Genomic DNA, 13,155 nt, shown 5'->3' with positions numbered 1-13,155 from the left:
GGCGGGTTCCTATTTCACTTCCGGGGGTGTCTGGAAGGTGTGGTAGGGCGCAGGCGAGGGTATCGACCACTCAAGGCCCTCGGCGCCATCCCAGGGTTTGGCCGGTGCCGGCGCGCCACCGCGGATGCACTTGATGACAATGAACAGGAAGAAGATCTGCGTGGCGCCGAACATGAACGCGCCGATCGACGACACCATGTTGAAATCGGCGAACTGCAGGTTGTAGTCGGGGATGCGCCGTGGCATGCCGGCCAAGCCTACGAAGTGCATGGGGAAGAAGGCCATGTTCATGCCGACGAACGACAGCCAGAAGTGCAGTTTGCCGAGGGTTTCGTCGTACATGTGGCCGGTCCATTTCGGCAGCCAGTAGTAGGCCGAGGCAAAGATGCCGAAAATTGCACCAGGCACCAGTACGTAATGGAAATGCGCCACCACGAAGTAAGTGTCGTGGTACTGGAAGTCCGCCGGGGCGATCGCCAGCATCAACCCGGAGAAACCACCGATGGTGAACAGGATGACAAAGGCGATGGCGAACAGCATCGGCGTTTCGAAGGTGAGCGAACCTTCCCACATGGTGCTGACCCAGTTGAATACCTTCACCCCGGTGGGCACGGCAATCAGCATGGTGGCGTACATGAAGAACAGCTCGCCGACCACCGGGATGCCGACCACGAACATATGGTGGGCCCAGACGATGAATGAGAGGAAGGCAATGGCGCCGGTGGCATACACCATCGAGGTATAACCGAACAGCGGCTTGCGCGAGAACGCCGGGATGATCGAGCTGACCGCACCGAAAGCGGGCAGGATCATGATGTACACCTCAGGGTGACCGAAGAACCAGAACACATGCTGGAACAGCACCGGGTCACCGCCACCTGCGGCACTGAAAAAGCTGGTACCGAAGTGGATATCCATCAGCATCATGGTTACCACGCCGGCCAGTACTGGCATCACCGCAATCAGCAGGAACGCGGTAATCAGCCAGGTCCAGACGAACAGCGGCATTTTCATCAGCGTCATGCCGGGGGCACGCAGGTTGAGGATGGTGGCAATCACGTTGATCGCCCCCATGATCGAGCTGATACCCATCAGGTGGATGGCGAAGATGAAGAAAGTGACGCTGGCTGGCGCATAGGTGGTGGAAAGCGGTGCGTAGAACGTCCAGCCAAAGTTCGGCCCTCCGCCCGGGCTGAACAGGGTCGATACCAGCAGCAGGAAGGCCGCCGGCAGCAGCCAGAAGCTGAAGTTGTTCATCCGTGGCAGTGCCATGTCGGGCGCACCGATCATCAGCGGAATCATCCAGTTGGCCAGGCCGACGAAGGCCGGCATCACCGCGCCGAACACCATGATCAGGCCATGCATGGTGGTCATCTGGTTGAAGAATTCCGGCTCCACGATCTGCAAACCCGGCTGGAACAGCTCAGCGCGGATCACCATGGCAAACGAGCCACCCAGCAGGAACATGATGAAACTGAACCACAGGTACATCGTGCCGATGTCTTTATGGTTGGTGGTCAGCACCCAGCGCATCAGGCCCCTGGCCGGGCCGTGCGCATGGTCGTGGCCGTGGGCGTGGTCGTCGATCACTGCACTCATGTCCTGTCTCCTGCAATCCATTGATTGCCGCGAGTAACCCGGTTCACTTGGCTTCTGCCTGCTTCAGCGCCAGCACGTCCTTCGGCGTCACCATGTCGCCTTTGTTGTTGCCCCAGGCATTGCGCTCGTAGGTGACCACAGCAGCGATGTCGACTTCCGACAGCTGCTTGCCGAAAGCGGCCATGGCCGTGCCGGGCTTGCCATGGAAGACAATGCTCAGGTGGCCTTCCTTCGGCCCGGTGGCAATCTTCGAGCCCTTGAGCGCCGGGAACATTGGCGGCAGGCCCTGGCCTTCGGCCTGGTGACAGGCCACGCAGGCGGTGTGGTAGACCTTGTCGCCGCGCTCCACCAGCTCTTCCAGGGTCCATTCCTTGCTGGTCAGCTCCTTGAGCTTGGCGGCTTCAGCCTTGCGCTCGCCCAGCCAGGTGTCGTAATCGGCCTTGGACTTGACCTCGACCACCACCGGCATGAAGCCGTGGTCCTTGCCGCACAGCTCGGTGCACTGGCCGCGGTAGATGCCTGGCTTTTCGATACGGGTCCAGGCTTCGTTGACAAAGCCTGGGATGGCGTCGCGCTTGACCGCGAAGGCCGGCACCCACCAGGAGTGGATCACATCGGCAGCAGTGACCAGGAAGCGCACTTTCGCGCCCACCGGCAGCACCAGCGGCTGGTCGACTTCCAGCAGGTAATGCTCATCCTTCGGCGCCTTGTTGTGGATCTGGTCGGTGGGGGTGGCCAGATTGCTGAAGAACTCCACGTCCTGGCCCAGGTATTTGTAGTGCCATTTCCACTGGTAGCCGGTGACCTGGACGTCGATGTCCGACTCGCTGGCGTCATAGATGTCGATCAAGGTCTTGGTAGCCGGAATGGCCATCACCACCAGAATCAGGAAGGGCACCACCGTCCAGAGAATTTCCACCCACGTGTGCTCGTGGAAATGCGCGGCCTGCTGGCCAGTGGAGCGGCGGTGGATGACCATCGACCAGAACATCGCGCCAAACACCACGATGCCGATGATCACGCAGATCCAGAAGATGGTCATGTGCAGGTCGAAGACGGCGTTGGAGACTTCCGTCGCCCCTGGGTGCATGTTCACGGTCCAGGCGGCGTTTGCCTGGCCAAAAACCGACCACAACAGGAGGCCCATCCAGACATGTGGATGTCGCATCATTGCGGGTTCCCCTTCTAATTCTTGTTGTCCCGGAGGCGTGGCCTGCGGCAAGAGGGAACGGCGGTCAAGACTGCATGGCTTCGACGACCGAGCCCCTGCTAAAAGCAGTCGGGCCTCATCAACGAATCACGTTCACCGGGAGTATAGACAGCGACCAATGGCACGCAATGAAGCCTGTGAAATGAACTTCATGAAATGGCCGAATGGCCGGAAAACCGCGTGCTTGACAGGGCATGGCGTAATAATGGCACGTCGATATGCCTGATAGCGCACACGTTTGCGAGGCTTATAACAAATACGTCTTAGGTATTCTGTATACCGAGCTAATTTAGTGTCTTCCGTTTGAAACGTAATGTCCCTGGAGTTGTCATGAACATCGCTGCTGTACGCGAGCAGGTAAGCCAAGCCCATCAACATGAAGGCCAGACCGGCCAATTGAAACAGCGTCTCGAGCTGCAACTGCCCCACCTGCACCCCTCGATCCAACTGCCTGAGCAGGACGCCCAGGGTACTTTGGCGCGCTTCGTCAGCGCCTACATCGATCAGGTTCCGGAATTGCTGGAGGCCGCCCACGAGGTCGCCCGCGAAGCCGGGATCGAATCGCAGATCAAACCTGTACTGAAAATTGCCGAAGCCTACTTCCTGCAGCCGCCCAGCGTGATGCAAGGGCATGTAGGCCTGGACTGCCTTCTGGATGAAGCGTACCTGGCGCACCGCCTGGTGGAAGAGGTGAATGACTTGTACATTCGCCACTTCCAGCAGCCGTTGATCCCGGTCGACACCACGGTCGCCAACCTGATTGCCCACCAGTTGATTGGCGAAAGCTTTGCCAACCAGCTGGATGAAGTGGTGCACCACTCGGTCGACGAAATGCTCAACGACGAGAGCTTTGCGGTTGAATCGGTGGAGGCTTATCGAGAGAAGCTGAGCAGCCCGGCAACTGGCGCGGCGTGGAAGCGCTGGCCGTGCCTGTCGCGCCAACTGGGTGTCGAGCTGGGTCAGCCGGCCTGATAGACCTGTCACGGCCTAGGTGCATCGGTGGTTCGGCGCAGGCCATCGTAGGAGCGGGTTCACCCGCGAAAGGGCCGGCCCTGCTGGCCAATCTCCACCTGCCGATCACCGTTGCCGCCGCCATCGATTACACGCATCGGTGGTTCGGCACAGGCCATCGTAGGAGCGGGTTTACCCGCGAAAGGGCCGGCCCTGCTGGCCAATCTCCACCCGCCGATCACCGTTGCCGCCGCCATCGATTACACGCATCGGTGGTTCGGCACAGGCCATCGTAGGAGCGGGTTCACCCGCGAAAGGGCCGGCCCTGCTGGCCAATCTCCACCCGCCGATCACCGTTGCCGCCGCTACCGTATTCGCGGGTAAACCCGCTCCTACGCCCCAACCCCCGCCGTAGTCCGCAACCGCCCCTCGATCCGACGCTTCAGGCGCCGCTGCTCTATCAGCAACCGTGACCCATTGGCAGAATTGCTGCGGCTCCAGTCCTCCAGCAACTCAAGGCACGAGTGGTCGATATAGCTCAGGTTCCCCAGCGGCACATGCAGCGTGGTGCCCGCCGGTACGGTATCCAGCACCTGGGTCAGCGCCGGCACCTTCAGGAAGGTCGCCGCGCCACTGAGGCGCAGCTCCATGTGCCCATCCTTGGCCAGGCTCACCAGGTTGATCTTCAGCCGCGCCGCCTTGAACGCCAGCTTCAGCAAGGTCAGGGCAAAGCCCAGCAGCACACCGGTCAGCAGGTCGGTAAAGATGATCGCCAGCGCAGTCGCCGCGTAGGTGAACATCGGCATGCGCCCATAACGGCCCAGCCCGCGAAACGCCTTGAAGTCGACCAGTTTGACCCCGGTAAACACCAACACCCCCGCCAAGCTCGCCACCGGGATCTGCTGCAGCACGCTGCTCAGCGCCACCACGAAGGCCAGCAACCACAAGCCATGGAAGATTGCCGAGGCCCGGGTTTGCGCCCCGGCCTGGACGTTGGCCGAGCTGCGCACGATTACCCCGGTCATCGGCAGGGCACCCAGCACCCCGCACAGCATGTTGCCGATGCCCTGAGCCGACAGTTCGCGGTCGAAGTCCGAGCGCTGGCCGCTGTGCATGCGGTCCACTGCTGCGGCCGACAGCAAGGTTTCGGCGCTGGCAATGAACGCCAGGGCAAAAGCGGCGACCAACAGGGCAGGGTCGGCCAGCTGCATCAGGTCCGCCGGACGAAGCCAGTCGATGGCCTCGGACAGGTCGGCCGGGACTTGCACGCGGTTCACCGGCAAGGCCAGCCACAGGCTGATAGCGGTCATGCTGGCCACGCCGAGTAATGCACCCGGCACGAAACGCAGCCGCTGCGGCCGCAAGCGCTCCCAGCCCCACATGATGGCGATGGTCCCCAGGCCCAGCGCACCGGCCATCCAGCCGGCGCCGGTGCTCTCCTGTGGCAGGGCTGCCGACAACGTTGCCGGGAACGCCAGCAGGTTCTGCAGGCCCGACGGTTGCGGCGCGGTGTCGAACATCACATGCACCTGCGAAAGCACGATCAACACGCCAATCCCGGCGAGCATGCCGTAAACCACCGCCGGCGCGGTCACGCGGAACCAGCAGCCCAGGCGCAAGCGACCGGCCAGCAACTGCAACAGGCCGGCCAGCAACAGGATTGGCCCGAGCATGGCCATGCCGTGCTGGCGTACCAGCTCGAACACCAGTACCGCCAGACCGGCAGCGGGGCCGCTGACCTGTAACGGCGACCCAGCAAGGAAACCGACGACAATGCCGCCGATAATCCCAGTAATCAGGCCTTTTGCCGGCGGCATGCCAGAAGCGATCGCAATGCCCATGCACAACGGCAGGGCCACCAGGAAGACCACCACCGACGCCAGCAACTCACGCGGCAGGGCCGCTTTCAACTGTGTAATGTTCACCGTGTTTCTCCTTTCTCTAGTCGCACGGCCATTCCCCTGGCCGTGGGCACGTTTGCCCCTGACAAGCGCGCAGGCGCGGGCCGCCAGCGAGCACGCCGGCAGGTTAGTCAGGGAATTCAAGGCAGCCGAATGCCGTGCCACACCCCTGCAGGGTGCAGCCGGCTATCAAGGTTCTAGCGGCGGACGGGTCGCTTAGTAGCGGCCTCTCGGAGTGGCGCAGGGAACGGGTTCACCCGCGGCCAAGGGCAGGAAGCTGTCGCTGGCGGCGTCGTAGGCTTCGATCTTGCTGGTCTCGATGTCGTACACCCAACCATGAATGAACAGCTCACCGGCTGCCAGGCGCGAAGCCACCGAAGGATGGGTGCGCAAGTGATGCAGCTGGGCGATGACGTTCTCTTTGGTCAGCACTTGCATCGTCTCGTGTTCGCTGCCGCAGGAGCAGTTGTTCTCGACCACGGTGCGGGCCACTTCAGCGTGGCGCAACCAGGCGCCAACGGTAGGCATCTTGGTCAGCGACTGCGGGTTGAGTACCGCACGCATGGCACCACAGTCGGAGTGGCCACAGATGATGATGTGGTGAACTTTAAGCGCCATTACGGCGTACTCGATGGCGCTGGAAACGCCGCCGTTCATCTGGCCATAAGGCGGTACCACGTTACCCACGTTACGGGTCACGAACAGGTCGCCTGGCGAGCTCTGGGTGATCAGCTCGGGAACGATGCGCGAATCGGCACAGGTGATGAACATCGCGCGTGGTGTTTGCGCGGTGGCGAGCTTCTTGAACAGCTCTTGCTGATCAGGGAAAACATCATGGTGAAAGCGCAGGAAGCCGTCGACGATGTGCTTAAGGGCAGCATCGGCGCTTTCCGCGGGGACCTGCGGTACGACCTTGGATGGGTCCTTGACGGGCATGATTCATCCTCTTGACGGTGTGTAGGTAAATCCATTTTACCGGTGAAAGATTCAGGCTATGCAGGGTTTTAGATGACACGCACGGGCCGTAGATCACAGTCGCTGTGGACTTATTACCTACGCTAGCGGGGAAAACTTAACTGAAACTTAATTCGAAGGCTCTAGAACGGCCGTTCTAGATGAAAAAGGCGGGAACTGGATAATAGCAAAAAAACATCAGCTGCCAATATGTATTAGCGCAATTATTGGTTGTTATTAGTTGTGTTGTGAGCAATGCGCAGCCCCCTGTGGGGGGGTGGGTTCATGTCAGAACAGCGCCATCTGCCCACCCGGCGGGCAGAACGCCGAGCAATCCAGCGCCTGCGCATCGCGCCCTTCGAAGTCCAGCCGTTTCATTGCCTTGGCAAAGCGCTGCGCCAGCAACTCGGCAAACACCCCTTCACCACGCATACGCACACCGAACCGACTGTCATACAGCTCGCCACCACGGCTCTGGCGGATCAGGCTCAACACATGCGCTGCCCGCTGCGGGTAATGATCCTGCAACCACTGCTCAAACAACGGCGCCACTTCCAGCGGCAGGCGCAACATCATGTAGGCCGCACTCTGTGCGCCAGCCTCCTTGGCCGCCTCCAACAGGCGTTCCAGCTCACTGTCGTTGATCATCGGAATCATCGGCGAACACAAAACACCCACCGGTACGCCCGCTTCACGCAATACCCGGATGGCCCTCAACCTCGCACCGGGTGAGGCCGCTCGGGGTTCGAGCACGCGCTTGAGGCCGTCGTCCAGCGTGGTCAGGCTGATCATCACTCGTGCCAGGCGCTGGCGGGCCATCTCGGCCAGCAGGTCGAGGTCGCGCAGCACCAGTGAACCCTTGGTGACAATGGTCACCGGGTGACGAAAACGCAGTAACACTTCGAGCAAGCGCCGGGTCAGTAACTGTTCCCGCTCAATCGGCTGGTACGGGTCGGTGTTGGAGCCCAGATTGATCGGCGCGCACACGTAGCCCGGTTTGCTCAATTGCTGTGCCAGCACCTCTGCGGCGTTGGTCTTGGCAATCAGTTTGGTCTCGAAATCCAGGCCGGGAGAAAGGTCCCAGTAGGCGTGTGAGGGGCGGGCATAGCAGTAGATGCAGCCATGCTCGCAGCCACGGTAAGGGTTGATGGAACGATCGAAAGGCAGGTCGGGTGAAGTGTTGCGGCTGATCACCGACTTGGCTGTCTCGATCCGCACCTCGGTGCCCTGGGTTTGCGGCACTTCCTGGTACCAGCCATCATCCTCCGCCACCGAATGACCAGGGGCAAAGCGGTTGTGTGGATTGTGCGCCGTGCCACGGCCCTTTTGCGGTGCTGGAGGAATCATGGCTCACCTGAATACTGTATTCATATACAGTATCGCGCATGCCGGTATCTTTCCAGCACCTCTGGTCTGACTACTTCAGGCCATGCCAGCTGAGATACGCTGCCTGGCTCGATTGCCGCCCAAGAAACGCCTCGATGCCTTCACGCAATGGGCGCGATGCTCCTGGGGCGAACAGTGCTTCCTGCAGTGCCCGCCCCGTGGCTCCGCTCAACAGGCCCTCGGCTTCGAAGCGGGTGAACACATCGAAGGCATGCACATCCGACCACAGGTAGGCGTAGTAACCCGCATCGTAGCCGTTCACAAGGTGGTCGAAGGCATGCGCTGGATGTTCAAAGTCAGCGAGTGGCCAGTAACCGCAACGCGCGCGGGCATCACCCAGTCGCTGTTCAAAGGTCCTGCCATCGTTTGGTGTGCCATGCAGGTCCATGTCGAACAGCGCCAGGCATAGATCACCCGCGATCTCCTCCACGCCCTGCTGCCGTAGCTGCCGCAGGCACTCATCAGCTTGCTCGCGGGATAGTTGGTGGCCGTCGTGCGTGCGCGCCGAGATCGCCACCAGGTAGTCCGCGTCCCAGACCCAACGTTCGAACAGCTTGCCGAACAACTCCACACCATCGGTGCCCAGCTCGGTCACATTGGACATGACGTGGTTCGTCGTACGTACCAGCAGGTGGTGCAGGGCATGGCCGAATTCATGGAACAGCTTGCGCAGTGACAAATGATCGAGCAACGGCTGCGAACCTGACAGCGCTTGCGGCACATCACTGAACACCACCACCGAGGCTGCCTGGCAGATACCCTCTGCATCGACCCGGCGATTCCTTACATAGGTGGTGAACACCGCGTCTGGCTGCTTGCCTGCGTGTTGCACGGCATCCAGATACAGAAAGCCAATGAAAGCGCTGTCCTGCCACACCTCGAACGGCTGCACGCTGTCATCCCAGACAGGCAGCGCTTTGGGCTGCAGCACTGCACCAAACAACGTCTGCGCCAATTGCTGCAACGCACTGACAACGGTATTCAGCGGGAAAAAATCGCGCAGCGCTTCGGCAGGAAACTCGCTGCGCGAAGCACACCGCAGGTACTCGAAATCCCAGGGTTGGGGTTTGCCCAGGCCCTGCTCGGCAGCCCAACACTCCACCTGCGAACGCCACCGCAACATGGCAGGTCGCACATGATCGGCCAGATCGTGGAGAAAGCCGCGCACCTGGTCTACCGAACCGGCACTTTTCACCTGCAGGCTCTGCTCCAGATGGCCGGAATAACCGAGCAGGAGGGCCTTCTCCTCAAGCAATTGCGCCTGTTGCTGCAGATACGTGCGGTTGTCCTGTTGCCGATCATGGCTGACGCCACGGGCGTGAAAAGCCCGGTACACACGCTCACGGAGCTGTCGGTTGGCAGCATGTTTGAGCACCTCACGCGTAGTCACCGTGTCACACGCAATCAACCAGCCCTGCTTACCTGCTTGCTGTGCGCTTGCAGCCAATTCGTCACGTACCCGCTGCGGGATGCCGCTCAGCTCCGCTTCATCGGTGATATTCAACCCAGGCCGGTCGATGTTGCTGCGGAACGCCTCGCGTGCAGTGCCAATCTGCGCTTGAAGGTCTGCCAGATGCGCTTTGCCTGCGGTGTCGAGTAACGCCCCGCTAGCGGCGAACTTGTCCAGGTGCCAACGCAAAGTGGCACGCTTCCCGACATCCAGTTGCTTGCCGATGTCACTGCCGGCCAAGCGTGCATACAGGTCATGCAAAACCGTGTTGGCGAATTTTTGCTCGAAGCGCGCCGTCACTTTCCCGTAGAAATCAATGATGGCGTTGGCCCACGCCGTATCCCGGCCGACCAGTGGTGAGGCGGCATACAACACTGCCAGCAGCCGGCTATCCAGCCCATCCACCGCCAGCACCATGTCATCCCAGGTGGGCATGGTTCGTTGATCACGGATGATGCGCTCGACACCGTTCTCGTGTGCCTGCAGCACGTGAGCGAATGCCGCCTGCATGTTTTCGAGGGTGATGGAAGAGTAATCGACGGGGATATGGCTATCTTGCAGAAGAGGGTTGGCCATGGTGCATCACCTTGCTGATAGAAATGAGCAAGAGAGCTTGCATGGCCAGCATGCGCCAGGTGGCCTGACTATCTAACACCTGTCCATGCCTGCCCGGGCATTGCACCCGGGCGGCATGACAGGATTACTCAGCCGGCTTTTTCAGCTTCGGATTTGGGAAGAACTGCACGGTCTGCACCTTGGCCGGCGCGGCTTTCGGCGCCAGGTGGTTGACCCGCGTGCCCAGTTCCTTCGGCACCGACAAGCCCTGCTCGTTGAGGGTGTCGGTAAAGCCGCAAGCCACGCACTCGCGGTGCGGTACGCCGTCGTCGTTCCACATCATCAGCTTGTCGGGCTCGCTGCACGCCGGGCACACGGCACCGGCAATGAAGCGCTTCTTGGTCTTGTTCACAGCTACCTCACTCATGCTGCAGCGTCCTCGGTGAGACCACTGTGGCGCAGCAATGCATCGATGGAAGGCTCACGGCCACGGAAGTCGACGAACAGCTCCATCGGCTCGCGCGAACCACCACGGGCCAGGATCGCCTCGCGGAAGGCGCGGCCGGTCTCGGCGTTCAGCACGCCTTCCTCCTCGAAGCGCGAGAAGGCGTCAGCGGACAGCACTTCGGCCCACTTGTAGCTGTAGTAGCCGGCCGCGTAACCGCCCGCGAAAATGTGCGCAAAGCTGTTGGGGAAGCGGTTGTAAGCCGGCGGGCGCATGACCGACACCTCGTCACGCACACCTTCGAGCACCTGCAATACGCTGCGGCCGTCGCCATGGCTGGCGTGCAGCTCGAAATCGAACAGCGAGAACTCCAACTGGCGCACCATCATCATGCCCGACTGGAAGTTTTTCGCGGCCAGCATCTTGTCCAGCAGGTCCTGGGGCAGGGCGGCGCCGGTTTCGTAGTGACCAGAAATCAGTGCCAGGCCTTCCGGCTCCCAGCACCAGTTTTCCATGAACTGGCTTGGCAGCTCGACCGCATCCCAGGCCACGCCGTTGATGCCGGACACGCCGGCATGCTCGATGCGGGTCAGCATGTGGTGCAGGCCGTGACCAAATTCGTGGAACAGGGTGGTGACTTCATCATGGGTCAGCAAGGCGGGCTTGCCGGGCGCGGCCGGGGTGAAGTTGCACACCAGGTTGGCCACCGGGCTCTGCAGCTGGCCACCGGCAGTGCGGCGACGGTCACGGGCGCCGTCCATCCAGGCGCCGCCACGCTTGTTGGCGCGGGCGTACAGGTCGAAGAAGAAACGGCCAACGTGCTGACCGTTCTCCTTGATCTCGAACAGGCGTACGTCTGGGTGCCAGCTGTCGAAGCCCTTGAGCTCGGCGATTTCGATGCCGTACAGGCGCTGCACGATGCTGAACAGGCCGCCCAGCACCTTGTCGATCGGGAAGTAGGCGCGCAGGGCTTCCTGCGACACACTGTAGCGCTGCTCGCGCAGCTTCTCGCCAAAGTAGCCGGCGTCCCAGCTGGCCAGCTCGGGGCAGCCTTGTTCGGCAGCGTAGGCCTTGAGCTGTTGCAGGTCCTGGGCGGCGAACGGCTTGGAACGCTTGGCCAAGTCACGCAGGAAGCTCAGCACCTGGTCGCTGGACTCGGCCATCTTGGTGGCCAGGCTCAGCTCGGCGTAGTTCTTGTAGCCCAGCAGTTCGGCCAGTTCCTGGCGCAGGTCGAGGATTTCGCGCATCACCGGGCCATTGTCGAACTGGCCGGCATTCGGGCCCTGGTCGGAGGCGCGGGTGCAGTAGGCGGCGTATAGCTCTTCGCGCAGGGCGCGGTCACTGGCGTAGGTCATCACCGCGTAGTAGCTGGGGAATTCAAGGGTGATCAACCAGCCGTCCAGGCCCTTGGCCTGGGCTGCAGCGGCCATCTGCGCCTTGGCCGAATCGGTCAGGCCGGCCAGCGCAGCTTCGTCGGTAACATGCTTGGTCCATGCCTGGGTGGCGTCGAGCAGCTGATTGGAGAAACGGCTGCCCAGCTCGCTGAGCTTGCTCTGCACTTCGGCGTAACGCTGCTGCTTGTCCGCCGGCAGGTCGATACCCGACAGGCGGAAGTCACGCAGGGCGTGCTCGAGGATAGTCTTCTGCGCCACGTCGAAGCCGGCAGCCTCAGGGCTGTCGATCAGCGCCTGGTAGGCTTCGAACAGCGCGCGGTTCTGGCCCAGTTCGGTAGAGTAGGCGCTCAACGCCGGCAGGCACGACTCGTAGGCCTCACGCAACTCGGCACTGTTGCACACCGCATTGAGGTGGCTGACCGGGCTCCAGGCAGCGCCCAGGCGGTCGTTCAGTTCGTCCATGGCCAGCACCAGGCCGGCCCATGTAGGGTTCTTGCCCTGCTTTTCGAGGATCTCGGCAATGGCTTTACGGTTGTCGGCCAGGATCGCTTCGATCGCCGGCAACACGTGTTCGGCACGAATTTGCGAGAAGGGCGGCAGATCGTGGGATTGCAGAAGCGGGTTGTTCGCAGTCACGGTTTGGATACCTTGGCAGAAGAAACACTGCCCCATCTTAATTACAATCGACGCCGACCGCAGCAGGCAGCCTGCCTATCGGCACAGATGAGAGACGCTATCATGGCCATTCGCAGCTTCCAGCAACACACTCCGAAAGTTGGGCCCAGGGCCTTCGTCGACCGTTCGGCGGTGGTGCTGGGCGACGTGGAGATCGGTGAAGACAGTTCGGTCTGGCCGTTGACCGTGGTGCGCGGCGATATGCACCGCATCCGCATTGGCGCGCGCACCAGCGTGCAGGACGGCAGCGTGCTGCACATTACCCACGCCGGGCCTTTCAACCCGGACGGTTTCCCGCTGATCATCGGCGACGAAGTGACCATCGGGCACAAGGTGATGCTGCATGGCTGCACCCTGGGCAACCGTATCCTGGTGGGTATGGGCAGCACCATCATGGATGGTGCCATCGTCGAGGACGAAGTGATCATTGGCGCCGGCAGCCTGGTGCCGCCGGGCAAACGCCTGGTCAGTGGCTACCTGTACATGGGCAGCCCGGTAAAACAGGCCCGGCTGCTGAACGACAAGGAGCGCGCATTTTTCTCCTACAGCGCCGGCAACTACGTGAAGCTCAAGGACCAGCACCTGGCCGAAGGCTACGATCAACCAGAATGACCGCATTCACGGGCACGCCCGCG

General features: G+C 61.5%; 10 protein-coding genes. 2 read left to right on the top strand and 8 right to left on the bottom strand.

All coding sequences use genetic code 11. The features are described 5' to 3' along the window. Positions 1 to 9 precede the first annotated feature (9 nt). Both ctaD and coxB read right to left on the bottom strand, forming a co-directional pair. A complete protein-coding gene (gene ctaD / locus ACZ889_RS04315; protein WP_476257193.1) occupies positions 10 to 1,599 on the bottom strand; it encodes a cytochrome c oxidase subunit I in 1,590 nt (529 codons plus the stop codon). A 43-nt stretch (positions 1,600 to 1,642) separates the two neighbouring features. After that, complete coding sequence (gene coxB / locus ACZ889_RS04310; protein ID WP_476257192.1) at positions 1,643 to 2,770, bottom strand: cytochrome c oxidase subunit II; 1,128 nt, start codon at positions 2,768 to 2,770, stop codon at positions 1,643 to 1,645. Positions 2,771 to 3,139: 369 nt separating this feature from the next. Between coxB and ACZ889_RS04305 the strand changes: the two genes are divergently transcribed. Further along, positions 3,140 to 3,781 carry a hypothetical protein gene (locus tag ACZ889_RS04305; RefSeq protein WP_014861534.1) on the top strand — a complete coding sequence of 214 codons (642 nt, stop codon included), beginning with the start codon at positions 3,140 to 3,142 and terminating at the stop codon, positions 3,779 to 3,781. Positions 3,782 to 4,152: 371 nt separating this feature from the next. Here ACZ889_RS04305 and ACZ889_RS04300 read toward each other — a convergent pair whose 3' ends face one another. The 6 genes from ACZ889_RS04300 to prlC all read right to left on the bottom strand — a co-directional run bounded on the left by ACZ889_RS04300 (position 4,153) and on the right by prlC (position 12,517). After that, a complete protein-coding gene (locus ACZ889_RS04300) occupies positions 4,153 to 5,685 on the bottom strand; it encodes a SulP family inorganic anion transporter (RefSeq protein ID WP_004575261.1) in 1,533 nt (510 codons plus the stop codon). Positions 5,686 to 5,877: 192 nt separating this feature from the next. Then, complete coding sequence (locus ACZ889_RS04295) at positions 5,878 to 6,597, bottom strand: carbonic anhydrase (protein WP_003253046.1); 720 nt, start codon at positions 6,595 to 6,597, stop codon at positions 5,878 to 5,880. Positions 6,598 to 6,903: 306 nt separating this feature from the next. Then, on the bottom strand, positions 6,904 to 7,962 hold the full coding sequence (locus tag ACZ889_RS04290) for a PA0069 family radical SAM protein (protein WP_179053181.1): 1,059 nt from the start codon (positions 7,960 to 7,962) through the stop codon (positions 6,904 to 6,906). 70 nt (positions 7,963 to 8,032) lie between these two features. After that, the gene (locus tag ACZ889_RS04285) at positions 8,033 to 10,027 is read right to left on the bottom strand and encodes a M3 family metallopeptidase (protein ID WP_476257191.1); all 1,995 of its coding nucleotides are present in this window, start codon (positions 10,025 to 10,027) and stop codon (positions 8,033 to 8,035) included. Positions 10,028 to 10,151: 124 nt separating this feature from the next. Continuing rightward, positions 10,152 to 10,433, bottom strand: a complete 282-nt coding sequence (locus tag ACZ889_RS04280) for a YheV family putative zinc ribbon protein (protein ID WP_003253053.1) — start codon at positions 10,431 to 10,433, stop codon at positions 10,152 to 10,154. After that, entirely contained in the window at positions 10,430 to 12,517 is a 2,088-nt protein-coding gene (gene prlC / locus ACZ889_RS04275) for an oligopeptidase A (protein ID WP_019436839.1), read from the bottom strand. Before prlC ends, ACZ889_RS04280 begins: the two co-directional genes overlap by 4 nt. A gap of 66 nt (positions 12,518 to 12,583) precedes the next feature. Between prlC and ACZ889_RS04270 the strand changes: the two genes are divergently transcribed. Then, positions 12,584 to 13,132, top strand: coding sequence for a gamma carbonic anhydrase family protein (locus tag ACZ889_RS04270; RefSeq protein ID WP_004575263.1), 549 nt, complete (start codon positions 12,584 to 12,586; stop codon positions 13,130 to 13,132). Positions 13,133 to 13,155 lie beyond the last annotated feature (23 nt).

Source organism: Pseudomonas sp. TE3895 (assembly GCF_056278855.1).
The sequence above is the reverse complement of the archived record's forward strand: the minus strand, read 5'-3'. Positions and strand labels throughout refer to the sequence as shown.